This window comes from Vibrio sp. JPW-9-11-11 (assembly GCF_013369335.1).
Classification (GTDB): domain Bacteria; phylum Pseudomonadota; class Gammaproteobacteria; order Enterobacterales; family Vibrionaceae; genus Vibrio.
Genome location: NZ_SZQJ01000001.1, coordinates 16,083 through 42,458 on the forward strand (window position 1 = coordinate 16,083; position 26,376 = coordinate 42,458).

Below are 26,376 nucleotides of genomic sequence, written 5' to 3' on the forward strand. Positions count from 1 at the left end.
TCCTTTCCTTTAAAATTACCCTGTTAGGATGACTGAGTTGCTAGGGAGTTACAAGTTGAAAATCGAACCCTTACTAACGCAAGCACTGCTCTTTGCGCGCTATCTTCTGACGCGAATGAAACACGACCGAGTCAATGTTAATGCAGGTTATTTGGCTTACATTACACTGTTGTCGATTGTCCCTATGCTCACGGTATTGTTATCCGTTCTGTCTTCTTTTGCCATTTTTGACAACGCCGGTGACGCCATCCAAGACTTTGTGATCACTCACTTTGTTCCAGCCGCTGGCGATGCGGTTAAAGGGGCATTACTTGAGTTTGTCGCTAATACGGGGAAAATGAGCGCGGTGGGGGGCGGGTTTCTGTTTGTGGCTGCGCTGATGTTGATCTCCAACATCGATAAAAATCTCAACTACATTTGGCGGGTGCATAAAAAGCGTCGCGCGGTGTTTTCTTTCTCTATGTACTGGATGGTGCTGACCTTAGGGCCGATCTTAGTTGGTGCGAGTATTGCTGCGACTTCGTATGTCACATCACTGAAAATCATCGACCACGAGGCGATCAGTGGTGTGTACAATCAACTGCTGCGCTGGCTACCTTTTTTATTATCCTTCTTTGCTTTTGCCGGTTTGTATCTTCTGGTACCGAATAAAAAAGTGCAGCTCTCTCATGCGGCGCTTGGGGCGATAGTGGCTGCGCTGCTGTTTGAGGCGAGCAAAAAAGGCTTTGCGGCCTACATTACTCAGTTTCCCTCGTATCAACTGATATACGGTGCGCTCGCGGCGATCCCTATTCTGTTCGTTTGGGTCTATCTGTGTTGGTTAATCGTACTCGTTGGCGCTGAGGTCACGGCGTCGCTGGGAGAAAGAGAGCAATGGAGAGAATTACCCCAAGAAGTGGTACACTCTTCGCCATCACGCAATCGATTAATAGTAAAAGGAAAAAACAGTGATAGCACTGATTCAGAGAGTGAGTGAGGCCGCCGTTCGAGTTGATGGTCAAGTGGTCGGAGAGATCGACCAAGGTCTGCTTGTTCTGCTCGGCGTCGAGAAAGACGATGATGAAGCGAAAGCCAAGCGACTGATGGAACGTGTGACCACTTATCGAGTGTTTGAAGACCAAGACGGGAAAATGAACCTCAATGTGAAACAAATCGAAGGTAAAGTCTTGGTGGTGTCGCAGTTTACCCTGCCGGCTGATACCAAGAAGGGCACTCGCGCGGGGTTCTCGCGTGGCGCGCATCCTGCTGATGCCGAGCGACTGTACGACTATTTCTCAGACCGCTGTGCGGAAGTTTTGCCGACTGAGCGTGGCCGCTTTGCGGCGGATATGAAGGTCTCTTTGGTCAATGATGGCCCCGTGACTTTCTGGCTACAGGTATAATTAACTCTTGAGCGAATCACGCCGCCACAACAAAAAGGATTTTTATGTTTAAGCTGATCACGCCGAAAACGGATAACCAACTTAATAAGTACTATCACTTTCGTTGGCAGATGCTGAGAGAGCCTTGGCAGATGCCGATAGGCTCTGAACGTGACGAGTATGACCCGATGAGCCATCATCGCATGATCGTTGACGGCCGGGGGCGTCCGATGGCGATCGGTCGGCTATACATTACCCCGGATAGCGAAGGTCAGATCCGTTTTATGGCGGTGAAAAATAACCGTCGGAGCAAAGGGATGGGTTCTTTGGTGCTGGTGGCTTTGGAGTCACTCGCGCGCCAAGAAGGAGCAAAACGCTTGGTGTGTAATGCTCGAGAAGATGCGATCTCGTTTTACGAAAAGAATGGCTTTGAGCGACGCGGTGAGTTGACCGACGAGCGCGGTCCCGTGCGCCACCAACAAATGGTCAAGCAGCTCGATCCCATGGCTAATGTGCTGCGTAAACCGGAGTGGTGTACCGAGTTGCAAGAGCGCTGGGAGAACCAGATCCCAATCAGTGACAAGATGGGGATTAAGATCAATCAGTACACCGGCTATCAGTTTGAGTGTAGCGCGCAGCTCAATCCTAACCTCAACCCGCACAATACCATGTTTGCTGGATCGGCGTTCACCTTAGCCACACTGACGGGTTGGGGGATGACTTGGCTACTGATGAAAGAGCGCAACCTCAGCGGTGATATAGTGCTGGCGGATAGCCGTATTCGCTACCGTCATCCAGTCACTCAAAGTCCGGTCGCTTCCACATCGCTCGACGGTATTAGTGGCGACCTAGACCGCCTCGCCGCAGGGCGAAAAGCGCGCATCGTGATTCATGTCACCATCAATAGTGGCGATTTGCCTGCGGTCGAATTTATTGGCACCTACATGCTGTTGCCGGACTACCAAGCGGTGATTGGCAGCGACGATTAGTTTGTCGTTTGAGCGCGACGGGAAGACGTTGGGGAATCACAGACCGACTTGATCACGTTAGTGTGAGCGACAATGTCTGACCATAACTCTAAACACTCTTGTCGACTCTGGATCAATAAGCTGGCAAACGGTGCTTTGGTCAAGTCCCATTCACCAGCCAGCTGAAGTGTGTCTTGTTTACCTTGCACGCTGACGCGCCCTCGATCGGCGGTGGCGATCACCTTATCCAACGCAAAGACTTGCTCAAAGTGCTGCTCCCCATCGGCTGTGCTCGCTTTAATCGACGCCTGGCGCAAGCTAGCGCTCGCTTTCCCACTTAGGCTGTGCGCTAACATCGAATAGTCACCGGATAAACCGGATAGAGCCAGATTGACTTCGGCCAAACCGGTTAACTCAAACGGCAGTGCCTGATCGAGCAAATAGTGTTGTAAAGGCAGACCGTCGGCGTGGAGCTCTAACTGCCATGGCGCGCTAATGGTTGCTCTATCCCACCACCCACGTGCTTCAATATAGCCTTGTTCAAGAGGAACAAATGCGCGTGATAGCGTCAGCTTATCGTTCTCTGCCGTGACGCTGATTTTAGTCTGAGTGGTCATTAGGCTGTCGAGATTGGCGCTATGAGCAGTGAGGCTAAGTGAGCCTTGCCATACTCCCCACAGGGCTTGCTTGATCAAGCTTAAATCACGCCCCTCGATATTGAGTCCAGAAACTTGCCAGTACGGCTTGCGCTCGACTTGAATCAGTTGGCTATTGGTGACCGCTAATTGGTCTATGGTTAGGCTTTGTAGTGGTGCCAATAGGTGACGCGAATCGGCGAGCAACTGTTCAGTGTGATCGAGCCATTTCACACCATTAATATCGAGTTTATCTAAGTGAACACCTTGCGGTGATATTGCGCCTTGCAACTGAATTCGGCCTTGTTTGAAATCGGTATCAAATTCATCAATCAGCAACCCTTGGTCTGCCATTCTCAATTTGGCGCGTGGAGAGATAAGCGTTACGCGTTTATCCGCAATACTATCGGCAGCAAAAGAGGCATAGCCAGACGCTTGTTGCCATAGCGTCTGGGTGAGGAATAGGTTTTCCAAAGAAGCGTCAAGATTTTCAAAGCGCCAACCTTGGTAATTGAATGATCCGCCGAGAATATCGAGGCTGTTGATATGGCTAATCGGCAGCTGTTGGTTGCTGAAGGTGGTCAGCAGTCGTTCAAGAGGTGTGGTATCGGGGAGCGCGAGTTTATCTATGGTGACATTGATGAGTGACCAGCCGTGCTCATATTGCTCGGCTTGGCCCGAAAAGGCAGCATTACGCCAGCTAAAAGAGCTACCGAAAATCGTGCTATTGCTGGGTTGGTAACGCATATCAACCAATAAATCATCGAGTGCTTCGCCCTGCATATAGAGTTGCTTTGCGGTCAGTTGAATATCGGCAAATGGAATGGTTTGGTCTTCTTGAACCCAACGGGGCTGATTCATTTGTGCGCTAACGCCGCGGGCTGACCACTTCGGCGCGCTGATATCGACATGCTTAAGCGCCAACTGTTGCAAGCTAATATGGTTGAAAATGGCGTGGTTCAATTGCTTGAGTTGCAGGTTCGCGCCTTCGACAAGTATGGAGTCGAAGGCCAGCTTACCTTGTTGCCAGGGCTGCCGACTTAACCACACGGTCAGCTTGGGGGCTTGCAATGGGGTGTTGGCATCATTCAATTCGACGTTGGCTAAGGTCAATTGTAGCGGAGGCTGATAATGCACCTCTGTTGTCGATATTGAATAGGGAGCAAAGGTGTTGAACAGGGTGGTGAACGTCTGCGCGGCGTAACGGCTTTGCATTAGGGCATATAAGGTCGCAAAGGATAAAACCAAGCCAGAGATCGTTATTATACTCAGCCACCATAGTGCTCTTTTCACATTGACCCTCTTGCGTCCGTTTAACTTGCTACTAGCTTGGATTAGTTTTGCTGTTCAAGCAACAAAAAGCCCCTCCAAAGAGGGGCTTAGCTAAACAAATGATGCCGATGTCACTAATCTAACTGAGGACCAGCTGCAATCAGTGATTGGCCTTCTTCGTTATCGGTGTATTTTGCGAAGTTGTTGATGAAACGAGTCGCCAGATCTTTCGCTTTACTTTCCCACTGCAGTGGGTCTACGTAAGTATCACGAGGGTCGAGAATGGTGGGGTCGACATCGTGAAGCGCGACAGGCACTTCTAAGTTGAAGATAGGGATCTGTTTGGTTTCGGCTTGCTCGATAGAACCATCCAAAATCGCATCAATGATCGCACGCGTATCTTGAATCGAGATGCGCTTACCACTGCCGTTCCAACCGGTGTTCACTAGGTAAGCTTCTGCGCCCGCCTGCTCCATGCGTTTGACCAGCACTTCAGCGTACTTGGTTGGGTGCAGCGTAAGGAATGCGGCACCAAAACAAGCGGAGAAGGTCGGTGTTGGCTCGGTAATACCGCGCTCAGTACCGGCCAGTTTAGCCGTAAAGCCCGATAGGAAATGGTACTTAGTTTGCTCAGGCGTCAATTTAGAGACCGGAGGAAGGACACCAAACGCATCTGCTGATAGGAAGATCACTTTGTTGGCATGGCCGCCTTTCGAAACAGGCTTGACGATATTTTCGATGTGTTCGATAGGGTAAGAGACACGTGTGTTCTCTGTCTTAGAACCATCATCGAAGTCAATTGAGCCGTCAGAACGAACCGTTACGTTCTCCAATAGAGCGTCGCGACGAATGGCGTTGTAGATATCTGGCTCGGCTTCTTTGGATAGTTTGATGGTTTTCGCGTAACACCCACCTTCGAAGTTGAAGACACCATCGTCATCCCAACCGTGCTCGTCATCCCCGATCAGTGCGCGTTTTGGATCGGTCGACAGTGTGGTTTTACCCGTGCCAGACAAGCCGAAGAAAATCGCCACTTCGCCGTTTTCTTTACACATGTTGGCACTGCAGTGCATTGACGCGATGCCTTTGAGTGGTAAGAAGTAGTTCATCATGGCGAACATGCCTTTCTTCATCTCACCGCCGTACCAAGTCCCGCCGATTAATTGCGTACGCTCTGTGAGGTTGAAGACGGTGAAGTTTTCAGAGTTCAGACCGTGCTCTTTCCACTTCTGGTTGGTGCACTTCGCGCCATTCATCACCACGAAATCAGGTTCAAATGTCGCGAGTTCTTCTTCACTAGGACGAATAAACATGTTCTTAACGAAGTGAGCTTGCCACGCGACTTCTGTGATGACGCGAATACTGAGGCGAGTGTCCGGGTTGGCGCCACAGTAACCATCAATGACGAAAACGCGTTTACCCGATAACTGGTTAGTGACGAGTTGTTTTAGATCGTCCCACACCTCTTGAGTGATCGGCTTGTTATCGTTTTTCACTTGGTCTGATGTCCACCACATATGTTCCTCGGTAGTGGCATCTTTAACGATGTACTTATCTTTTGGTGAGCGGCCGGTAAAAATACCGGTGTCGACTGCGACAGCGCCAAGCTCGGTCACTACGCCTTTTTCGTAGCCTTCGAGATCTGCGCGAGTTTCTTCTTCAAACAACACTTCGTAGCTTGGGTTGCGTACCACCTCTTTAACGTTGTGAAGTCCGTGTTGGGTAAGATCAATTGTTGCAGCCTTTGTATGTTCCATAACGGTCATAGGTGCTCCTTGTAGGGATATTTTGTAGGGATTTTGTAATGATTTTTTTAATTTTATCTGCTCACCATGCTAGCAATGGGCTTTAGAGAAAACAGGGATATAGCTCAAAAAATATCCGCGTTTTTCATGAGGGATTAAGCGACGCATCACATATTGGTGCGATTAGTTTATCGTGTGCGCAAAGCTTTGCGCTAGGGCAAAAGCATTAATATTCGATTAAAATTAACAGGTTGTTTTATTACGGCTAAAGCGAGATATAGCGCGGGTAGGATCACAAAAAAGGCCCGCGAGTGCGGGCCTTTTGATGGGTAAATTACAAGCTTGATGTGCCACAAAAATTAATGCAGCGTGTTGTTGCCGGATCCAGCTTCACGGAACAGTTCAGACACTTGGGCTTCGTCGAACGTATAACTCGTGCCGCAGTAATCACAATGTAAAGAAATCGACCCCACTTCAGCCAAAATGTCATTCACTTCCTCACGGTCAATGGTCACGATGGCTGAACCACTGCGCTCACGTGAACAGCCACAATGGAAGGCGACCGGTTGAGGTTCAAACACGCGAACCTTCTCTTGGTTATATAGACGGTAGAGCAGCTCGTTAGCTTCAAGCGTGAATAGCTCTTCATTCTTCACCGTCTCAGTTAGCTGTTCGAGGTGTTCAAAGTCTTCCGGTTTACCGGTTCCATCAGGCACGACTTGAATTAGCATACCAGCCGCATGAGCTTGCCCATCTTGTTCTCCGGTGCGTAGCCACAGGCGTGTCTTCAATTGTTCTGAGTTAGCAAAGTAACCTTCTAGAATTTCGGCCAAGCTATCGCCCTCAAGGCCGACAATGCCTTGGTAGCGTTCACCTTTTTTAGGATCGATGGTGATTACTAGGTACCCTTTACCCATCATATCGTGGATGCTGGCATCATCAGCGATATCACCTTCGTAGCGCGCCACTCCACGAACTTTTTGCTCGTTGTCACCGTTGATCACCGCCAGCGACACCGGCCCATCGCCTTGCAGTTGCAAAGTAATTGAACCTTCAAACTTAAGCGTCGCGGTTAACAGTGTGGTGGAAACCAACAGCTCACCAAGCAGTTTTTGCAGCGGCGCTGGGTAATCCTTGCTAGAAATAATACGTTGGTAAGCTTCATCCAATTGTACCAACTCACCACGAACTGAAAGGTCTTCAAATAAGTAGCGGTTCAAAACATTGCTTGCCATGTGGCGGGTCCTCGTTAATTTTTCCAGCTTTATTGGTGTTTGAATTTAATGATGTCGCGACGTTGTTTTTTGTCAGGGCGACGGTCTGGACTTGGGTTGTGGGCGTGCAGTTTACGGCGCGTTGCGTTTTCTTCGCGTTTACTCACGCTCTCGGCCGTTTCAGAGTAAAGGGTTTGCGCCTCGGGCGCTCCACGGCGTTGGTCGGAGATTTTCTCTATGACCACGGTTTTCTCTTCATGACCCTGTCTTAGAGTGATCATGGCTCCCAGCTCAACAGCTTTACTCGGCTTACTGCGTTGGCCATTATAGTGAACTTTGCCACCATCGACCATGTTTCGAGCGATGGAGCGCGTCTTGTAAAAACGTGCGGCCCACAGCCATTTGTCGAGTCTCACTGCTTCTGTTTGGGAACCCATGGTGATTGTTTCTCTCTAAGGTAATTGGCGTTGATTCCAGCTAGTTGCTGTAACAATGGTGACGTGTGTGGCATTTTTCAAGCGAAATCATAAAAATTATGCGCCGTTAAAGTGACGTGCAGCGGTTTAATGTATAGGTTGTTTCATATTTTGCTACAATCTTCGCTTGCTCTTTGGGCAGAAAAAACGCACAAAGTCATCGCAATAAAAAATACGTATCTTTTAGAGAAATCAATCAATAAGGACAGTGGGTGAAACAATTTAGTGTAAATGCACTATATCAGCTAGGTGAAGCGTTCAAGGACGTCCGCGTGCAACAGCGAGTGAGCTATGCCGTCATGCTTTTGTTGCTGGCGATGTGTGCCTGGATCGCCGGTCAGATGATCTGGCAACCTTGGCAGCAACCCGTCATATCCGCATGGCAGCCGGCAAAGTCCATCGGGTCTGGTTCGAGTTCATCATCGCGGCTTGACCTTTCACAACTGCAAAATAGCCATATTTTTGGCCAATATCAGAACTCGGTTCCAGTTGTGAAACAACCCAAAGTGCAAGATGCGCCGAAAAGCCGTCTCAATGTAGTATTGGTCGGGATCGTGACCAGTTCTAACCCGAGCAAAAGCTTGGCCGTGATCGCCAATCGTGGTCAGCAAGCCACTTACGGCATCAATGAAGTGATAGAAGGCACGCGTGCCAAGTTGGTTCAAGTGCAAGCTGATCGTGTCATTATTGATAACTCGGGACGTAACGAAACCATTATGTTGGAAGGGCTGAAGTACAATCGTTCGGCCCCACCTCGTCAAGAGAATACGATCACGCGTAAAAAGGTGGCGGGTGATGCGCTGGAAAAAATCCAGCAGGAAATCAGCCAAGACCCGAAGCAGATTTTCCAATACGTGCGAATGTCGCAAATCAAGCAGGATGAAACGATTGTTGGCTATCGTTTAACGCCGGGCAAAGACGACGCACTATTTGAGTCAGTTGGCTTACAGTCGGGGGATATTGCGGTGTCGATTAATGGCATGGACCTTACCGACCCTTCTGTGATGGGGGAGGTTTTTCGTAATCTTTCTCAGCTCACAGAGCTGACGCTGACCGTAGAGCGAGACGGTCAACCACATGAAATCTATATTGAATTATAAGACAGCGACCAAGAGATCGTTGATCCGAGGAGTACACAGTGAACCATTGGCTTAACAAGAGCGTATGGCTTTTAGCGGGAAGCTTACTCGCCTCACCTATGGCGGTGACGGCAAATGATTTCAGTGCCAGTTTCAAGGGCACCGACATTCAAGAATTTATCAATATCGTTGGCCGCAATTTAGAGAAAACCATTATTGTTGACCCATCAGTGCGCGGTAAGGTGGATGTGCGCAGTTACGATATGTTGAGTGAAGAGCAGTACTACAGCTTTTTCCTCAATGTGCTCGAAGTGTACGGCTTTGCTGTTGTCGAAATGGACAACGGTATCTTAAAAGTTATCAAGTCGAAAGACGCGAAAACCTCAGCGGTACCGGTTGTCGGCGATGGTAATATCAATGGGGATGAAGTCGTGACTCGCGTGGTTGCGGTGCGTAACGTCTCAGTGCGTGAGTTGTCACCGCTGTTACGTCAACTCAACGATAATGCCGGAGCGGGTAACGTGGTTCACTATGACCCGGCCAACATCATTTTGATCACCGGTCGCGCTGCGGTGGTCAATCGCTTAGCCGATATTATTAAACGCGTCGACCAAGCTGGCGATAAAGAGATCGAGGTGGTTGACTTAGCCAATGCGTCAGCGGCGGAAATGGTGCGTATTGTCGAAGCGCTGAACAAGTCTGCTGACAACAAGAACACGCCCGAATTTCTGCAGCCTAAGTTGGTGGCAGACGACAGAACCAACTCGATCCTCATTTCTGGTGATCCGAAAGTCCGCGAACGACTGCGCAAACTGATCAAACAACTCGATGTCGAAATGGCCTCAAAGGGGAACAACCGTGTGGTTTACCTCAAATACGCCAAAGCGGAAGATTTGGTCGATGTACTCAAGGGAGTGTCGGACAACCTGCAAGCGGAAAAGTCGAGTGGTTCGAAACAATCGGGAGGTTCAGCGCGCAGTGATGTGGTGATTGCCGCCCATCCAGAGACTAATGCTTTGGTGCTGACCGCACCGCCAGATATTATGCTGGCCATTCAAGATGTGATCGCCCAACTCGACATCCGTCGTGCTCAAGTTTTGATTGAAGCGTTGATCGTCGAAATGGCCGAAGGGGATGGCATTAATTTGGGCGTGCAATGGGGATCGCTCGATGATGGTTCGATGATCCAATACGGTAACGCAGGCGCGCCGATTGGTCAGGTTATGGTCGGCTTAGAAGAGGCGAAGGATACGACGACCACTAAAGCGGTTTACGATTCTGACGGCAACTTTTTACGCAACGAAAATACCACAGAAAAAGGCGACTATTCGACGCTGGCTTCAGCGTTGGCTGGCGTGAATGGCGCCGCGCTAAGTGTGGTCATGGGGGATTGGACGGCGCTCATCAGCGCAGTTTCAACGGATTCCAACTCCAACATTCTCTCCTCGCCGAGCATTACGGTTATGGACAACGGCGAAGCCTCGTTTATCGTCGGTGAGGAAGTGCCGGTCATTACAGGCTCCACCGCGGGCTCGAACAACGACAACCCATTTCAGACGGTGGATCGCAAAGAGGTTGGCATTAAGCTCAAAGTGGTGCCACAAATCAACGAAGGTAACTCAGTTCAACTCAATATTGAGCAAGAAGTATCAAACGTACTGGGCGCCAATGGCGCCGTAGACGTACGTTTTGCCAAACGTCAGCTCAATACCTCCGTGATGGTCGAAGATGGGCAAATGATTGTGCTCGGTGGCTTGATTGATGAGCGCGCGCTTGAGAGTGAGTCTAAAGTGCCGCTACTGGGCGACATTCCGTATTTGGGCCATTTGTTTAAGTCAACCAGTACCCAAGTTGAGAAGAAAAACTTGATGGTGTTTATCAAGCCGACCATTATTCGCGACGGCATGACAGCGGATGGCATTACTCAGCGTAAGTACAACTTTATTCGTGCCGAGCAGCTGTACAAAGCCGACCAAGGGCTCAAGCTGATGGACGATGCGCATATTCCCGTGCTGCCAAAGTTTGGTGAGGAAATACGTCATCCTGTTGAAATTCAAGCTTTCTTAGATCAAATGGAAGCCGAATAATGGATGCGTTGGTTACTCCACAACTGAAACGTCTGCCGTTTAGCTTTGCCAACCGTTTCAAAATGGTTTTAGAGCAAAACGGTGATGATTTGGTGCTGTATTATGTTGAGCCAGTTATCATGCCCGCTTTACTTGAAGTCAAGCGAGTGTGCGCGCGTCGAGTGACTTTGCAAGCGATGGATAACGAGGCGTTTGAACGCAAACTCACCGAAGCGTATCAGCGTGATTCGTCAGAAGCGCGCCAATTAATGGAAGATATCGGCGCCGACAACGATGACTTTTTCTCACTTGCGGAAGACTTACCCCAAGACGAAGACCTGCTTGAGTCGGAAGACGATGCGCCTATCATCAAACTGATCAATGCCATGCTAGGGGAAGCGATCAAAGAGGGCGCGTCGGATATTCATATAGAGACGTTTGAAAAAAGCCTGTCGATCCGTTTTCGTGTCGATGGCGTGCTGCGCGATGTACTGGCACCTAGCCGCAAGCTTGCACCGCTGTTGGTGTCGCGCGTAAAGGTCATGGCCAAGCTGGATATTGCGGAGAAACGGGTCCCACAAGATGGGCGTATTTCTCTGCGCATTGGTGGTCGTGCTGTCGACGTTCGCGTGTCGACCATGCCTTCGTCGCATGGTGAACGTGTGGTAATGCGTCTATTAGATAAAAACGCGACGCGACTCGATTTGCACAGCTTAGGCATGACCGAGGCGAATCACACGGCCTTTAGGCAGATGATCCAGCGCCCGCATGGGATTATTTTGGTGACCGGCCCCACGGGATCAGGTAAGTCGACCACCTTGTATGCGGGCTTAAGCGAAATCAACAGTAACGAGCGCAACATTCTGACCGTCGAAGACCCGATTGAATTTGATATTGATGGTATCGGCCAAACGCAGGTGAACCCAAAAGTCGACATGACGTTTGCCCGTGGTTTGCGCGCCATTTTGCGCCAAGACCCTGATGTGGTGATGGTCGGTGAGATCCGCGACCTAGAAACCGCACAAATTGCGGTACAAGCCTCGCTAACGGGTCACTTAGTGATGTCGACACTGCATACCAACACCGCAGTTGGCGCGATCACACGTCTACGTGACATGGGAATCGAGCCGTTTCTCATCTCTTCGTCGCTGCTGGGTGTGCTCGCTCAGCGCTTAGTTCGAACGCTATGCCAAGATTGTAAAACCCCTTATCAAGCGGACGATGAAACCAAGAAACTGTTTGATGTTGGGTCAGAGCAAGCGTTGACCCTCTACCGAGCCTGCGGCTGTGAACAGTGCAATTTCAAAGGGTATCGTGGTCGTACCGGTATTCACGAGTTGCTGCTTGTCGATGAAGACGTGCAAAGCTTAATCCACAGTGAAGCGGGTGAGCAGGCGATTGAGAAAAGCATTCGTGCTCGCACGCCGAGCATTCGTCAAGATGGGATGAATAAAGTGCTGGCTGGCGTCACTTCGTTAGAAGAGGTGATGCGAGTGACCAAGGAAAGCTAATGGCGGCATTTGAATACAAGGCGCTCGATGCCAAAGGAAAGACCAAGAAAGGGGTGACGGAAGGCGACAATGCTCGTCAGGTCCGTGCTCGTCTCAAAGAACAAGGCTTGATCCCGGTTGAGGTCAGTGAAACACGACAAAAAGCCGCCAAACGCAGTCAAAGTGGTGGTTGGCAGTTTAAGCGCGGCTTGAGTACTCCAGACTTGGCGCTGATCACTCGTCAGTTAGCGACACTAGTCCAATCGGGTATGCCGTTGGAGGAGTGTTTAAAAGCGGTCTCTGAGCAGTCAGAAAAGCCACGCATTCGCACCATGTTGCTGGCGGTGCGCGCTAAAGTCACCGAAGGGTATACCTTAGCAGATAGCTTGGCCGACTTTCCCCATGTGTTCGATGAGCTATTTCGCTCAATGGTGGCGGCGGGTGAAAAATCTGGTCACCTCGATTCGGTGCTGGAGCGACTCGCAGACTATGCCGAAAATCGCCAGAAGATGCGCTCTAAACTGCAGCAAGCGATGATCTATCCGGTGGTGTTGGTAGTATTTGCGGTCGGGATTGTCGCCTTTTTGTTGGCGGCGGTGGTGCCGAAAATTGTTGGTCAGTTTGTTCAAATGGGTCAAGAGCTGCCGCAATCGACCCAGTTTTTGCTTGCCTCGAGTGACTTTATTCAAGGTTATGGGGTCTATCTACTGTTGACCTTGATGGTCACTATCTATCTGGTCAAGTTCGCTTTGAGTCAACCTAAGCTACGTTTGAGCTGGGATCGCAAAGTGATTGCCATGCCGATGGTGGGAAAAATAGCCCGTGGTCTGAATACTTCGCGTTTTGCCCGTACCTTATCCATCTGTACCTCGAGCGCGATTCCGATCTTAGATGGGATGCGCGTCGCCGTGGATGTGATGTCCAATCACTATGTGAAACAGCAAGTGCTCGTCGCGACCGATAATGTACGCGAAGGGGCGAGCCTGCGCCGCGCGCTAGAGCAAACCAAACTGTTTCCTCCTATGATGCTGCATATGATAGCCAGTGGTGAACAGAGCGGTGAGCTAGAGAGTATGCTGACGCGCGCGGCCGACAACCAAGACGCTAATTTCGAGTCAACGGTGAATATCGCGTTAGGCATTTTTACTCCTGCCCTGATCGCGCTGATGGCAGGACTGGTGCTGTTTATCGTCATGGCAACCTTAATGCCGATTTTAGAAATGAATAACTTAATGAGTTCATAATGGCGCTGTTAAATCGCGCCGTGCTAGTGGAGAAAAAAATGAACAAAAGAAACAACAAACAGTCTGGCTTTACCTTATTAGAAGTGATGGTCGTGGTGGTGATCTTGGGTATCCTTGCCAGCTTTGTGGTGCCTAACCTGCTGGGCAACAAAGAGAAAGCCGATCAGCAAAAAGCCATTACCGACATCGTCGCGCTGGAAAATGCGCTCGATATGTACAAACTCGATAACAGTGTTTATCCGTCTACCGACCAAGGCCTAGAAGCGTTAGTGACTAAGCCATCAAGCCCAGAGCCGCGCAATTACCGCAGTGGCGGTTACATCAAGCGCCTACCTAGCGACCCTTGGGGCAATGATTACCAGTACCTGAGCCCCGGCGATAAAAGTAGCGTTGATATCTTTACGCTTGGTGCAGATGGTCAAGAAGGGGGCGAAGGGGCGAATACCGATATCGGGAACTGGAATATTCAAGATTTTCAGTAATCGATAGCGGAACCTGAAATGGGTCGTGATGCGGGCTTTACCCTGCTGGAAATATTGCTGGTGCTAGTGCTGATGTCATTGGCATCGGTGGCGGTGATCGCTACTTTGCCAGTGAACGCCGAAGATAACGCCAAGAAACAGGCGCAATCGCTCTATCATCGAGTCTCATTGCTTAATGAGGAGTCGATGTTAAGTGGCAAAGACTTTGGTTTATATATCAATGAAAAAACCTCGTTGCTGCGTTTTATGGTGTTAGATGCCGAAGGGTGGAAAAAACTCGATGATCGACAAATCAACCCCGAGTTACAACTGGCATCAAATTTGGCACTGCAACTCGATTTAGGCGGCGATGTGTGGAACGACAAACAGCGACTGTTTAAACCCGGCAGTTTGTTTGATGAACAGATGTTTGCCGAGCAAGATGAGTCGCAGCGCTTGCCTGATCCGCAGATCTTTATCATGTCCAGTGGCGAGGTGACGCCATTTTCTCTCGCCATCTACCCTCAACAAGGGAACAGCGAGCAAGACGCTTGGCATGTGGTGGCGAAAGAGAATGGACAGCTCCTATTGTTGGCACCAGGAGAGGCAGATGAAGCGAACTGAGCGAGGTTTTACCTTACTGGAAGTCTTGGTGGCGTTGGCGATTTTTGCCACCGCCGCTATCGCAACGATCCGTTCGGTCAGCCAACATATCAACACCCTCAGCTTTCTAGAAGAGAAGACGTTTGCGGCCATGGTCGCCGACAATCAGATGGCCAAAGTGGTGTTAGCGGGCAGTCAGCCCAGTCAGAAAAAAGGTCGCGAACAACTGGCGAATCGAGATTGGTTCTGGCAGGTATCGCCTGTGCCTACCACGGGCGATACGCTGCAGGCGTTCGATGTCAAAGTGGCAACCAGTGAAAAAGGCGACCCTGTTGTGACAGTAAGAAGTTATGTTCCCAAATAAGCGACCTCGCCATAGGTTAGCCCGCCAGCAAGGCTTCACCTTGATTGAGGTGCTGGTGGCCATCGCAATTTTTGCCAGTTTAAGCGTAGGAGCGTATCAGGTCCTTAACCAGGTGCAGCGCAGCAACGAGATTTCGCTGGAGCGCAGTGAGCGGCTTAAGTCGCTGCAACGCGCCTTGGTGTTTATGGACAATGATTTTCGCCAAATGGCGCTGCGCCAGTCGCGTAGCAATGGTGAAGAGCCGCAACCTGTGTTGATTGAGTGGCAAGACTATTTACTGGATTCTGACCAAAAGGGGTTAAGGTTTGTACGTGGGGGGTGGCACAACCCTCAGCAGCAGTTCCCCCGTGGCGAAGTGAGTAAAGTGGGCTACCGCCTCAAAGACAGCCAGCTTGAACGCGTGTTTTGGCGCTATGTGGATACGCCGGCGGGTCAAGAGCCGGTCGTGATGCCGCTACTGGATAACGTAGAAAGCTTTGAACTGCGTTTTTGGGATGGTAAGCAGTGGCAAAACGAATGGCAAACCAAGCTCGCTTTGCCAAGTGCCGTGGCGATCAAGCTTGTTCTCAAGGATTACGGAGAGATAGAGCGTATCTACTTAACCGGTGGTGGTGCGATTGAACCCAGTGAAGGCGGTGTCGATGGTAGCCAGTAAGCAGCGTGGAGTTGCCTTAATCATAGTATTGCTACTGCTGGCAGTGATGGTCAGTATTGCGGCCAGTATGGCCGACCGATTGTTTGGCCAGTTTCGCCGCGCGACCAATCAACTTAACTATCAGCAAGCCTACTGGTATAGCGTTGGCGCTGAAGCGCTGGTGAAAGTGGGCTTGGAGCAGAGCTTTCGTGACTCAGATACCATCAATATGTCGCAACCTTGGGCTGTTGAAAAACAGACTTACCCACTTGACTACGGCACCATGAGTGGTCAGTTGGTTGATAAGCAAGCTTGTTTTAATCTTAACGCGCTAGCCATTGCGCAAGTGCAGGCAGGGTCGAGCAGTACACCGTATTTGGTGGAAGTGTTTCAACGTTTACTCGAAGTGCGCGAAGTCGACAGTTATCAGGCTGAAACCATTGCTCAATCGCTATGGGAATACGTAGATAGCGATACCAGTGTCAATTCCAGTTCGGGGGCAGAAGACAGTTATTATGAGTCCATGTCACCGGCCTACATGAGCGCCAACAGCTTGCTGGCCGACGGTTCGGAGCTAAGAGCGATTCAACAAGTGTCGGGCGAGGTGATGACCAAAATCGCGCCGCTTGTTTGTGCGTTACCAGTGGCAGATCTACGCCTCAACATCAATACCATAGTGCCTGAGAATGGCGCTTTGCTAGCCGCGCTGTTTTATCCTGCATTGAGCCTTGATGCTGCTCAGCAGGTATTGGAGCAGCGTCCTTTCGATGGTTGGGCGAGTGTGGATGATTTTTTTAATGAAAGCGCGCTAAGTAGCGTGAGTACAGAAGCGCGAGATAAGGCCAAAGGCTATTTGGCGGTAACCAGCAGCTACTTTGAATTGGATGCTGAAATTATCGTTGCTGACTCTCGAGTACGGCTGCGAAGCTTGCTTTACAGTAATAATAAAGAAACTGCGACGGTCATTCGCCGTCGCTTCGGAGGTATCGGTGAACGAGTTTCTGATCGTTCGACTGAGTAACAATTTAGACCAAGCCGTACAGTGGTTAGTGTGGTCTGAAGTGCAAAAGGAAGTGATTGCCAGTGGCGAGCTGGCCAATCAGCATGAGTTAGCGGATCTGGCTTCATATGCGGAGCAACGTCGCACTCTGGTTTTATTGGCGAGCGACAGCTTGGTGTTGGCTGATCTCGCCATTCCAGCAGGAGCAAGTCGTCAGCTAGAAGCCATGTTACCTTACGTTGTGGAAGACGATTTGGCGCAAGATGTCGATCAGCTTCACTTCTCCATCTTACATAAGTCAAGTGGCCGAGCACAGGTGTGCGCGGTCGACAGCGAGTGGTTTGAAAGTGTGCTAACGCGCCTGCGTGATATTGGGTGTCAAATTATCAAAGTGATGCCCGATACGTTGGCCTTGCCCGATACGGCAGGCATCAGTGCGGTTGAGCTTGATGGCAGTTGGCTATTGAAGAAGTCGCCCTATATGGGGATGGCGGTAGAGTCAGATTGGTTGGCGCTAGTGGCTCAGTCTGAGTGGGTCAAACAAGACGATGCTTTTTTGCCTTTGAGTGCTTATTCCCCGTTACCAGAGCTTGACTTAGCCCCTGAGCAAGAGTGGCACAATGCGCAGCCTAGCTTGGTAATGGCCATGCTGGCCGAGCATGCGTTGGCGAGTAAAATCAACCTACTGACCGGTCAGTTTAAACCCAAATCTTCGTTTCATCGTTACTGGAAAGTGTGGCAAAAAGTGGCGATTGCCGCGAGCCTGCTGATCGCCGTGGTTGTCGTTGATAACGTACTTAAGATCCAAAACTATGAGGCGCAAGCGGCGGCGTACCGTGCTGAGAGCGAGCGTATTTTCCGTCAGTCACTGCCCGGAAAAACAAAAATTCCGACCGTCAGTTATTTAAAGCGCGAAATGGGTCGGGAAGCGTCGCGGCTTGCGGGTGGAGGTGCGGATAATGCTTTATTGGCGGTATTAGTCGAGATGACGCCAACGCTCTCAAAGGTGCCAGCACTTTCCTTAACTAGCTTTAAGTACGATAGCGGTCGCAATGAGATCCGCCTGCAGGCACAGAGCAAAGACTTTCAAACGTTTGAGCGCGCTGCGCAACTGCTGTCGGAACAGTTTACGGTTGAGCAAGGACAACTGAACCGCTCTGGTGATGTGGTCAATGGCTCATTTGTCCTAAAGCCTTTGTGAGGTCGAGAAAATGAAACAATTAACCAATACCTTGCAAAACTGGTGGCTGAGTATCTCTCAGCGTGAGCAACGCTTAGTGGTCGTTTGTGGCCTGCTGTTGTTGGTGGGCGGCCTCTATTGGGGCATCGTCCAACCAGTTAATGAGCGTGCAAACCAGGCTGAAATGCGCATTCAGAGTGAAAAACAGCTTCTAACTTGGGTCAAAGACAAAGCCGATGAAATCAGCCGGCTCCGAGGGAAAGGTGGCCACTCAGTCTCGAGCTTGCCTATCAACCAGGCGGTATCATCCAGCGTTGGACGCTTCAATATCGAGCTGATTCGCGTGCAGCCAAGAGGTGAAGCGTTTCAGGTTTGGATTGCGCCTCTGCCTTTCAATCAGTTCGTCAATTGGCTGTCTTTTTTACAAGAAACTCATGGCATTGGTGTGGAATTCTTAGATATAGACAAAGCAGAGCGGGACGGCATGGTCGAAGTTAACCGCTTGCAGCTCGGCAGAGGGTAGTGGTGTGAAAAGAGTGATTTTATCTGCACTGCTGCTGAGTACCGTTTTGGTGACCAGTGCGCTTGTTCATCTGCCTGCCCAGTTTTTACTGATGTATGTCCCCTTGCCCGCGGCGCTCAAGTTGACCGGAGTCGAAGGGACTTTATGGCAAGGCTCGGTTCATCAACTCAGTTGGCAGCAGAAAACTTATGGCGCGGTGACTTGGCAACTCAATATCAGCCAACTGTTGACCGGTAAACTGGAAGCGCAAGTTCGCTTCGGGCGTGGCAGTGATTTTGGTGTGCAAGGTCGCGGCGTTATTGGTTATTCCACACAAGGTGCCTATGCGCAAAACCTGATTGCGTCGATGCCAGTCGACCAAGCGATGCGCTTCGCGCCAAGCTTACCGATCCCTCTGGATTTAACCGGTCAGTTGGAGCTGAGTGTGCGCGACTACCGCTATGCTGCACCTTATTGTCAGCGCGGTGAGGGCAGCCTGGTATGGAATACCGACAAGGTCGTTACACCGATGGCGGCGCTCAATACTGGGCCTGTGGTGGTCAACTTTACTTGTCAGCAAAGCGTGATTGAAGCGCAAGGTGAGCAGAGTAGTGCGGATGTTACCAGTCGCTTTAGTGCTCAGTTGAGCGCAAATAATCGCTATTCTGTTTCGGCTTGGTTTAAGCCTGGAACATCGTTTCCAGAAAACCTTAAACAGCAGTTGCAATGGCTGCCTAATCAAGCAGACAGCGAAGGTAAGTATCCCATTAGTTATCAGGGAAGTTGGTAACAGAGCAACGAAATAGGGCAGCATACGCTGCCCAATTTATTAGGTCTATTTCATCGCTGGGAAGCTAATCTGCACTTTTAGTCCACCACCGCTACGGTTATTGACGATAACAGAGCCATTGTGCTGACTGAGGATGCGTTTGACGATTGCAAGGCCGAGTCCCGTCCCTTCGCTGCCTCGCGCGGTATCACCGCGGGTAAAGGGTTCAAATAGCTTACCGATTTGGCTCTGCTCTATGCCGGGACCATTATCTTCAATACAGACCCAAACCAGTTGGTTGTCGGCAGTGATGCCAGTGCTGATCCGAATCCAGCCATTGCCATAGCGAATCGCGTTGACCACTAAATTACTCACTGCGCGCTTTATCGCGATGGGACTACCCAATGTCTGTTTGAGCGGTTGGTGGAATTTGGTTTCAATTTTTACTTCGTAGCTACCCTCTGAAGACGCCACATCCTCGGCGATGTCGTTTAGATCAACACTGATGAATGACTGTTTGTTGACTGGCTTAAGGTAGTCCATAAACTGGCTGATAATTTCATTACACTCTTCGGTGTCACTGATGATCCCCTCCGCCAGATAGCTGTCTTCAGGAGACATCATTTCGGTTGCCAGTCGGATCCGTGTTAACGGCGTGCGTAGATCATGGCTGATGCCTGCCATCAATAAAGCCCGGTCCTCTTCGAGGGCTTGAATCCCTTTCGACATTTGGTTGAATGCGCGGGTTACCGAGCGGATCTCCGACGCGCCTTTTTCTGGAATAGGCGGAGGAATTTCGCCTCGTCCTACGCCTTTGGCTGCTTTTTCCAGCGCGATAAGCGGGCGGTTTTGTAAGCGAATAAACAGCCAGCCTCCGGCCACGATCAGCATCGCCATCAACAAACTATTGCGAAACAGCGGGGTAAAATCGTCTTCCTGCAATTCGGAGAGAGGAATACGTAGCAGCGAGCCTGGTAGCGACTCTATCTTCATCCACAAGATGTAACTCTCTTCGCCAAGCATCATGCGCACATCGGTTCTTGAACCGAGCTCGTTGCTCATCTCCTGACTCATCAGATCTATGGTCATCGCTTCATAGTATTCGTGAGCAATCGGGCTATCTTCGCCATGAATAGTCACGCCAAGCTGCTCCAGTACACGCTGACGCAACGGCCCGTCCATATTGAGCCCGTCTTCTAGATTGGCGGAATCATCGAGCATCAAGTTGATTTCATGGCCGAGGATTTTGTTGAATTGCTGCAAACTGGGCATCAAGGCGTAGTTGAATACCGCGTAGTAGGAATAGACCTGGCTGGCGATAAGCAGGGTAAGAAAGATAAAAATTGATTGAGTGAATGAGCTGCGAATGCGCATAACACCTACCTCGACAGAGCGCGGATAAAAACAAAGAGTGCGAGCCTAAGCTCGCACTCTAACAATAACAATCAGTTAGGCTTCTTTGCCATCTGGGACAAATACATAGCCTAGCCCCCAGACCGTTTGAATATAGCGTGGTTTACTGGGGTCGACTTCAAGCATGCGGCGTAAACGTGAGATCTGAACATCAATCGAGCGCTCCATTGCCGAATACTCTCGACCACGGGCCATATTCATTAGCTTGTCACGAGACATGGGTTCGCGCGCGTTGGTGACCAGAGCTTTAAGCACAGCAAACTCACCTGAGGTGAGCGGCATGGCTTCGTCACCGCGAAACATTTCACGCGTACCAAGGTTTAAGCGGAAATCGCCAAACTCGACAATCGACTCTTCACTGCTTGGGGCGCCGGGGAGCTCTGTGGTTTGACGACGCAAAACCGCTTTAATGCGCGCGAGTAACTCGCGTGGGTTAAACGGCTTGGGTAAGTAGTCATCCGCTCCAACTTCTAAGCCGACAATACGGTCGATTTCATCGCCTTTGGCGGTCAGCATTAGGATAGGTAAGGTGTTGTTGGCGTTACGCAGCCTGCGACAGATCGACAAGCCGTCTTCACCAGGCAACATTAAATCGAGCACCATCAAGTGGAACGTTTCGCGTGTCAGTAGGCGGTCCATCTGCTCACTGTTGGCAACGCTGCGCACTTGGAAGCCTTGTTCAGACAAGTAGCGCTCAAGTAGGGCACGAAGTCGTGCGTCATCATCAACAACTAAGATCTTGTGATTTTCTTGCATGTAATGGTCCACCTAATAGATAAGCTTGCGCGACCTTTGGGTCGTGTTAACCCCATTGCGCAGCTTAAAATGTAACACTGTTCGTCAGTGATTGGCGCAAAGAATTGTTAACGTTTATTTCCTTTTTAGCTAATGTATGTCGTAACTGCAATTGATTAACGTCAGAATTATGAAAACAAACCTAATAACCCGCGAAGGCTTTGATCGACTTAAGAAAGAACTCGATTTCCTGTGGAAAGAGGAGCGCCCCGAAGTGACCAAGAAAGTGACTTGGGCGGCGAGCTTGGGCGACCGAAGTGAGAACGCCGATTACCAGTACAACAAGAAGCGCTTACGTGAGATTGACCGCCGCGTACGCTATTTACGCAAGCGGCTAGAACAAGTCAAAGTCGTCGACTATTCGCCGCAACAAGAGGGTCAGGTCTTCTTTGGCGCTTGGGTTGAAATTGAGAATGAGGCGGGTGACGTGAAGGCGTTTCGCATCGTCGGGCCCGATGAAATCTACGGCGATGCCAAAGGTTATATTTCGATCGACTCACCAATGGCTCGGGCACTACTCAAAAAAGCCGTCGATGACGAGTTTACTGTTCGCACTCCAGAGGGGGACAAAGAGTGGTTTGTAAATAGCATTCGCTACCAGCCTGAATCTTGATACCAACCTGAGTTCCCATTTACCCCGGTTGGTATTCGATCCGTTGTTCGCTTTATTTCTCGCTGGCAGGCTTTTCGGTCAGAATATAATTTTCATCGCTTGAGACCACCGCGCCGTACTTAAGGAAGTTTTTACCCAGTATCATGCTGTAGTGGAAGCGGCTGCGGTCTTGCAAGTTGACCTTAACCTTTTTCTCGAGTGTGCCGAGCTTAACAAACAACTCCACCACAGGGCGCACCGTCGGTTTTTCCCCCGCTTTGGCGGTGATGGTGATGCTATCGACGACTGGGAGCGTGAAGGCTTGTCGCATGCCTAGGTCGTTTTGATACTCAAAGCTGACCATCTGTTGCCCTGACTGTTTAAACAGCTTGATGTTCTGTGCATTGATCGAGCTAATATCGGCACCGGTGTCGAGTTTGACCGGAAAGCTCAATTGGTCGATTTGTGCCACTTCAATATGACCGGCTTTAAACAAGGGGTATGAGTCGAGTAAGTGGTCGCTACGGGTGTTGATAAGTACTCCGTGTGGCGACATTTTTCGGCCGATAATAAAGCGCTCTTTTTGTTGGTCTGGTGCTAAAACATCAATCGCGTAGGGAAGCTCTATTTCTTGGCCGTGGATAACAAAAGTGCCAAACACGACCGGACGTATCGCATTGCCCACTTTCAGTTTTTTGTTGATCGGTTTCGAGAACTGCTTGGCCTCACCATCTGGGGTTGAAAGGTAGTAAGTGACCCAGTCTTTACCGCGGTCTTGATAGATTTCAAAGCTGGAAACTCTGAGCAGCGGTGTTTTCACATACAGTGACGGCTCAGCCGCGAGTACCACTCCGTCGAGGTTTAAGGATTCTTGCCCTGACACCTGCAACGCTTTGGATTTTGGATTAAAGCGAGTGGCGGAATCGGATAACAGGGATTGGCCGCTGGTGTCGAGCATAAAGTATTGATTGAGTGTCTCTTGGCCGAGACGAACTTGACTGCTGAACTGGCTGCGATCGCTGAGGTAAACCAGCCAGTGTCGACGAAGTTCGCTGTGGAGAGTGACCGGAATGTACACCATAGGGCGTGCTTCACCACTGACCTTGAGCATGCGTACCAGTGGACGAGTTAAGGTGCTGGTATTGCCATTGGCATCATGGATATCAAAGCTTACCTGCTGTGCCTGGGTATCAATGTTGATGTTGGTGGCATGTAGGGCGCTGTAGCGATTGCTGAGTGAGTAGGAAAGCGACTGCGTGATTCCCGCTATCTTTATCTGCTCGTTTTTCCCCACCAGTTGTGCTTGCGGCTGTTGCTGTAGATAGTCGAAACCGGCAAATACCCAAGCGTTGTTCTCGAGGAACGTTTTACCCACTAAGATTGGCGCAGAAAATTGACGGCGGTCGGTCAGGTTCACTTCAGTTTCAACCGTCACGCCCGCGATGGTCATAGGGAGTGTTACGGTTGGGCGTACAATCGGTTTAGTTTGAGTTCGGTTGCGTATCACGCCAACACGAGTCAGCGGCAGGCTGACCGCGACTGGCTCACTATCGTAGGGGTGAGTGAGCTCAAAACTGACCGTGACTTGATACGGAACAAACAGCTCGGCATTCCAGGCACGATAAGCGACATCGTCAATGGCTGGGTAGTCGATTAAGGCTTGCAACAACGCCTCGTCTTGTAACGCTTTAAATTTAGGGTGGTCACTGGTGATATGAATATTGCTGGCGTGAAGAGAAGTGGTGTCGGCGCCAGTATCTATTTTCCCCGCGATGGGCACTTGCTGTAAGTCATCGATGCTATTGAGATAAACATTCTCGACTCTCCCAAGCACCAGTTTACCATCGAGTTGATAGACGGGCGCGTTGCTGGTGGCATGGATGGTTGCATCCTGGTGGCTGCTATTGGCGAATACCGAGCCAGATAAAGAGGAGAATGTGAGCAGTGTGAGAGCCAAAAACAGTTTTTTCATAGCGATACCATCGACACGTTATGGGGAGTGGGTATGAATGACATTAGTTAAGTGTAGCGAGCTTAAGTTCTGATTTAACATTAGTTTTGACACAGATTTCACACAATTGCCAACCTGTTGAACACCACCTTAACCGCAAAGACAAAAAGTATTGGCTTTTAGCCTTGCGGCCCCAATATAGTAAAACGTTTAACGCAAAAAAGAGATTCAACGGATGAGCCAAGCTATCTGTCATTTGATTGCTCAAGAACTGAGTGTTCGCCCCGAGCAAGTTACCGCTGCCGTCACCCTAATTGACGATGGCAACACAGTTCCGTTTATCGCCCGGTACCGTAAAGAGGTCACCGGAGGGTTAGATGACACCCAATTACGTAATCTAGATAGTCGCTTATCCTATTTGCGAGAGCTTGAAGAACGTCGTCAAACTATTCTCAAATCGATTCAAGACCAAGGTAAGCTGAGCGATGAGCTAGCCGCTGAGATCAACCAAGCGGACAGCAAAACACGCCTTGAGGATCTTTACCTACCTTATAAGCCAAAACGTCGTACCAAGGGACAAATTGCCATCGAAGCGGGCTTAGAGCCTTTAGCGGACCAGTTGTGGCATCACCCGCAAACCGACCCGGACACGGAAGCCAGTAAGTATATTGATGCCGAGAAAGGCATTGCTGACAGTAAAGCGGCGCTCGATGGTGCACGTGCCATCATGATGGAGCGCATTGCTGAAGACGCCAACCTACTGGAAAAAATTCGAGGTTATTTGAACCGCAACGCCGAGTTGGTGTCGCGAGTCGTGGCAGGGCAAGAGCAACAAGGTGAGAAGTTTAAAGACTACTTTGAGCACAATGAACCTTTGAGTAAAGTGCCATCACATCGCGCTTTGGCTATGCTACGCGGCCGCAATGAAGGCGTCTTAACCCTGGCGATGAACGCTGACCCTCATCAAGAGGAAGGGGCGAGACAGTCGCATTGTGAAGCGTTGATCAGTGACCATTATGGGATCTCTCTCAGCAGCGCACCTGCCGATAGCTGGCGTAAGCAAGTGATCAGTTGGGCTTGGCGGATTAAAGTGTCGATGCATATGGAAACCGAGCTGATGGGCGCGATGAAAGAGCGCGCCGAGATTGAAGCGATAGAGGTGTTTGCGACCAACTTGAAAGACTTGTTGATGGCGGCGCCAGCGGGCCCACGAGCCACGTTGGGTCTTGACCCGGGCTTACGTACCGGCTCTAAAATTGCCGTGGTCGATTCGACAGGGAAAGTGTTGGCCACCGATACGATTTATCCGCACCCGCCTCAGAAGCAATATGAAAAATCGGCTCAGGTCGTGGATGCTTTAGTTCGAAAATATCATGTCGATCTGATTGCTATCGGTAATGGTACCGCTTCACGTGAAACCGACAGCTTTGTTGGCGATGTGATTAAGCGCGGTAACCTCAAAGTACAAAAGATTATGGTCAGTGAAGCGGGAGCCTCGGTTTACTCTGCGTCAGAGTTGGCAGCGAAAGAGTTCCCGAACCTCGATGTGTCGCTACGTGGCGCGGTGTCGATTGCACGTCGCTTACAAGATCCATTGGCAGAACTGGTGAAAATCGACCCGAAATCGATTGGTGTCGGTCAGTATCAGCATGATGTAAGCCAATCTATGTTGGCTAAGCGATTAGATGCCGTGGTCGAAGATTGTGTGAACGCAGTCGGCGTCGATGTCAATACCGCCTCACCTGCGCTATTAACCCGCGTCGCCGGGCTATCCAATACCATTGCCCAAAATATTGTCGACTTCCGTGATGCTAATGGCCGTTTTGAAAGTCGTTCTACGCTAAAAAAGGTAGCGAGATTGGGGCCCAAAGCGTTTGAACAGTGTGCGGGCTTCCTGCGCATTATGGATGGTAAGAACCCGCTCGATGCGTCTTCGGTTCACCCCGAAGCCTACCCAGTGGTCAAAGCTATTGCGGAAAAGAACCGCAAAGACGTTAAAGCCTTGATGGGTGACACTCAGTTCCTTCGTGGCTTACACGCGGTTGATTACACCGACGATAACTTTGGCGTGCCAACCGTGACCGATATTATTAAAGAGCTCGATAAGCCAGGTCGAGATCCGCGACCTGAGTTTAAAACCGCGACCTTTGCCGAAGGCGTTAACCAAGTGTCAGACTTAGAGCCTGGAATGATCCTAGAAGGAGTGGTGTCGAACGTGGCCAACTTTGGTGCGTTTGTCGATATCGGCGTGCATCAAGATGGCTTAGTGCATATTTCTGCGCTGACCGATCGTTATGTGTCTGATCCACGTGATGTGGTTAAAGCGGGCGATATCGTGAAAGTGAAAGTGATGGAAGTGGATGTGCAACGTAAACGTATTGGCTTGTCGATGCGTTTAAGCGATGAGCCAGGGCAAGATAACCGCGCTCAGCGTGCAAGTGCGCCGCGAAGTCAGCAGCGTCAAGCGCAAAACAGTCCGCGTCGCCGCGACGAGTCTCAAGGCAATAGCGCCATGGGCGGTGCCTTTGCCGCCGCGTTTGCTAAAGCGAAACGTTAAGCGTT

At 50.2% G+C, this 26,376-nt stretch carries 24 protein-coding genes; 17 read left to right on the plus strand and 7 right to left on the minus strand.

The window, feature by feature from the left end; genetic code table 11:
• Nucleotides 1-28 precede the first annotated feature (28 nt).
• The 3 genes from FCU94_RS00075 to FCU94_RS00085 are packed head-to-tail and all read left to right on the plus strand — an operon-like array spanning nucleotide 29 to nucleotide 2,350.
• Nucleotides 29-976, plus strand: coding sequence for a virulence factor BrkB family protein (locus FCU94_RS00075; protein ID WP_176286552.1), 948 nt, complete (start codon nucleotides 29-31; stop codon nucleotides 974-976).
• On the plus strand, nucleotides 948-1,382 hold the full coding sequence (dtd, locus tag FCU94_RS00080; protein ID WP_176286553.1) for a D-aminoacyl-tRNA deacylase: 435 nt from the start codon (nucleotides 948-950) through the stop codon (nucleotides 1,380-1,382). The genes FCU94_RS00075 and dtd overlap by 29 nt, the downstream gene beginning before the upstream one ends.
• A 44-nt stretch (nucleotides 1,383-1,426) precedes the next feature.
• Nucleotides 1,427-2,350, plus strand: a complete 924-nt coding sequence (locus tag FCU94_RS00085) for a bifunctional GNAT family N-acetyltransferase/hotdog fold thioesterase (RefSeq protein WP_176286554.1) — start codon at nucleotides 1,427-1,429, stop codon at nucleotides 2,348-2,350.
• On the opposite strand, the gene FCU94_RS00090 is transcribed toward FCU94_RS00085, so the two are convergent.
• The 4 genes from FCU94_RS00090 to hslR all read right to left on the minus strand — a co-directional run bounded on the left by FCU94_RS00090 (nucleotide 2,347) and on the right by hslR (nucleotide 7,632).
• Entirely contained in the window at nucleotides 2,347-4,257 is a 1,911-nt protein-coding gene (locus tag FCU94_RS00090; protein WP_176286555.1) for an AsmA family protein, read from the minus strand. The two genes, FCU94_RS00085 and FCU94_RS00090, sit on opposite strands and share 4 nt — an antisense overlap.
• 113 nt (nucleotides 4,258-4,370) lie before the next feature.
• A complete protein-coding gene (gene pckA, locus FCU94_RS00095) occupies nucleotides 4,371-6,002 on the minus strand; it encodes a phosphoenolpyruvate carboxykinase (ATP) (protein ID WP_176286556.1) in 1,632 nt (543 codons plus the stop codon).
• A gap of 338 nt (nucleotides 6,003-6,340) precedes the next feature.
• The gene (gene hslO / locus FCU94_RS00100) at nucleotides 6,341-7,216 is read right to left on the minus strand and encodes an Hsp33 family molecular chaperone HslO (protein ID WP_176286557.1); all 876 of its coding nucleotides are present in this window, start codon (nucleotides 7,214-7,216) and stop codon (nucleotides 6,341-6,343) included.
• Nucleotides 7,217-7,245: 29 nt separating this feature from the next.
• Entirely contained in the window at nucleotides 7,246-7,632 is a 387-nt protein-coding gene (gene hslR / locus FCU94_RS00105; protein ID WP_176286558.1) for a ribosome-associated heat shock protein Hsp15, read from the minus strand.
• A gap of 251 nt (nucleotides 7,633-7,883) precedes the next feature.
• Between hslR and gspC the strand changes: the two genes are divergently transcribed.
• From gspC to FCU94_RS00165, 12 genes are read left to right on the plus strand one after another with little or no spacing between them, the layout of a single operon-like run.
• Nucleotides 7,884-8,771 carry a type II secretion system protein GspC gene (gene gspC, locus FCU94_RS00110; protein WP_369597228.1) on the plus strand — a complete coding sequence of 296 codons (888 nt, stop codon included), beginning with the start codon at nucleotides 7,884-7,886 and terminating at the stop codon, nucleotides 8,769-8,771.
• Between the two features lie 38 nt (nucleotides 8,772-8,809).
• On the plus strand, nucleotides 8,810-10,837 hold the full coding sequence (gene gspD / locus FCU94_RS00115) for a type II secretion system secretin GspD (protein WP_176286559.1): 2,028 nt from the start codon (nucleotides 8,810-8,812) through the stop codon (nucleotides 10,835-10,837).
• Complete coding sequence (gene gspE / locus FCU94_RS00120; protein ID WP_176286560.1) at nucleotides 10,837-12,327, plus strand: type II secretion system ATPase GspE; 1,491 nt, start codon at nucleotides 10,837-10,839, stop codon at nucleotides 12,325-12,327. The genes gspD and gspE overlap by 1 nt, the downstream gene beginning before the upstream one ends.
• Nucleotides 12,327-13,550, plus strand: coding sequence for a type II secretion system inner membrane protein GspF (gene gspF / locus FCU94_RS00125; protein WP_176286561.1), 1,224 nt, complete (start codon nucleotides 12,327-12,329; stop codon nucleotides 13,548-13,550). The genes gspE and gspF overlap by 1 nt, the downstream gene beginning before the upstream one ends.
• Nucleotides 13,551-13,588: 38 nt before the next feature.
• Nucleotides 13,589-14,032, plus strand: coding sequence for a type II secretion system major pseudopilin GspG (gspG, locus tag FCU94_RS00130; protein ID WP_176286562.1), 444 nt, complete (start codon nucleotides 13,589-13,591; stop codon nucleotides 14,030-14,032).
• Between the two features lie 18 nt (nucleotides 14,033-14,050).
• The gene (gspH, locus tag FCU94_RS00135; RefSeq protein ID WP_176286563.1) at nucleotides 14,051-14,635 is read left to right on the plus strand and encodes a type II secretion system minor pseudopilin GspH; all 585 of its coding nucleotides are present in this window, start codon (nucleotides 14,051-14,053) and stop codon (nucleotides 14,633-14,635) included.
• A complete protein-coding gene (gspI, locus tag FCU94_RS00140) occupies nucleotides 14,622-14,978 on the plus strand; it encodes a type II secretion system minor pseudopilin GspI (protein WP_176286564.1) in 357 nt (118 codons plus the stop codon). Before gspH ends, gspI begins: the two co-directional genes overlap by 14 nt.
• Nucleotides 14,965-15,633, plus strand: a complete 669-nt coding sequence (gspJ, locus tag FCU94_RS00145) for a type II secretion system minor pseudopilin GspJ (protein ID WP_176286565.1) — start codon at nucleotides 14,965-14,967, stop codon at nucleotides 15,631-15,633. Before gspI ends, gspJ begins: the two co-directional genes overlap by 14 nt.
• Nucleotides 15,620-16,633 carry a type II secretion system minor pseudopilin GspK gene (gene gspK, locus FCU94_RS00150; RefSeq protein ID WP_176286566.1) on the plus strand — a complete coding sequence of 338 codons (1,014 nt, stop codon included), beginning with the start codon at nucleotides 15,620-15,622 and terminating at the stop codon, nucleotides 16,631-16,633. The genes gspJ and gspK overlap by 14 nt, the downstream gene beginning before the upstream one ends.
• Nucleotides 16,602-17,813 (plus strand): type II secretion system protein GspL, encoded by a 1,212-nt coding sequence (gspL, locus tag FCU94_RS00155; protein ID WP_176286567.1) that lies wholly within the window; start codon nucleotides 16,602-16,604, stop codon nucleotides 17,811-17,813. The genes gspK and gspL overlap by 32 nt, the downstream gene beginning before the upstream one ends.
• Nucleotides 17,814-17,823: 10 nt before the next feature.
• Nucleotides 17,824-18,315, plus strand: a complete 492-nt coding sequence (locus tag FCU94_RS00160; protein ID WP_176286568.1) for a type II secretion system protein M — start codon at nucleotides 17,824-17,826, stop codon at nucleotides 18,313-18,315.
• A gap of 4 nt (nucleotides 18,316-18,319) precedes the next feature.
• On the plus strand, nucleotides 18,320-19,084 hold the full coding sequence (locus tag FCU94_RS00165) for a type II secretion system protein N (protein WP_176286569.1): 765 nt from the start codon (nucleotides 18,320-18,322) through the stop codon (nucleotides 19,082-19,084).
• 45 nt (nucleotides 19,085-19,129) lie between these two features.
• Here the strand turns inward: FCU94_RS00165 and envZ are convergent, their stop codons facing one another.
• Both envZ and ompR read right to left on the minus strand, forming a co-directional pair.
• Nucleotides 19,130-20,437: a two-component system sensor histidine kinase EnvZ gene (gene envZ, locus FCU94_RS00170; protein WP_176286570.1), complete on the minus strand. Its 1,308-nt coding sequence runs from the start codon at nucleotides 20,435-20,437 to the stop codon at nucleotides 19,130-19,132.
• Nucleotides 20,438-20,512: 75 nt separating this feature from the next.
• Nucleotides 20,513-21,232, minus strand: a complete 720-nt coding sequence (ompR, locus tag FCU94_RS00175; protein ID WP_176286571.1) for an osmolarity response regulator transcription factor OmpR — start codon at nucleotides 21,230-21,232, stop codon at nucleotides 20,513-20,515.
• 169 nt (nucleotides 21,233-21,401) lie between these two features.
• Between ompR and greB the strand changes: the two genes are divergently transcribed.
• Nucleotides 21,402-21,884 carry a transcription elongation factor GreB gene (greB, locus tag FCU94_RS00180; protein ID WP_176286572.1) on the plus strand — a complete coding sequence of 161 codons (483 nt, stop codon included), beginning with the start codon at nucleotides 21,402-21,404 and terminating at the stop codon, nucleotides 21,882-21,884.
• Nucleotides 21,885-21,936: 52 nt separating this feature from the next.
• Here greB and FCU94_RS00185 read toward each other — a convergent pair whose 3' ends face one another.
• The gene (locus FCU94_RS00185) at nucleotides 21,937-23,835 is read right to left on the minus strand and encodes a putative ATP-dependent zinc protease (RefSeq protein WP_176286573.1); all 1,899 of its coding nucleotides are present in this window, start codon (nucleotides 23,833-23,835) and stop codon (nucleotides 21,937-21,939) included.
• A 214-nt stretch (nucleotides 23,836-24,049) separates the two neighbouring features.
• On the opposite strand from FCU94_RS00185, the gene FCU94_RS00190 reads away from it, so the two are divergent.
• A complete protein-coding gene (locus FCU94_RS00190) occupies nucleotides 24,050-26,371 on the plus strand; it encodes a Tex family protein (protein ID WP_176286574.1) in 2,322 nt (773 codons plus the stop codon).
• Nucleotides 26,372-26,376: the final 5 nt, after the last annotated feature.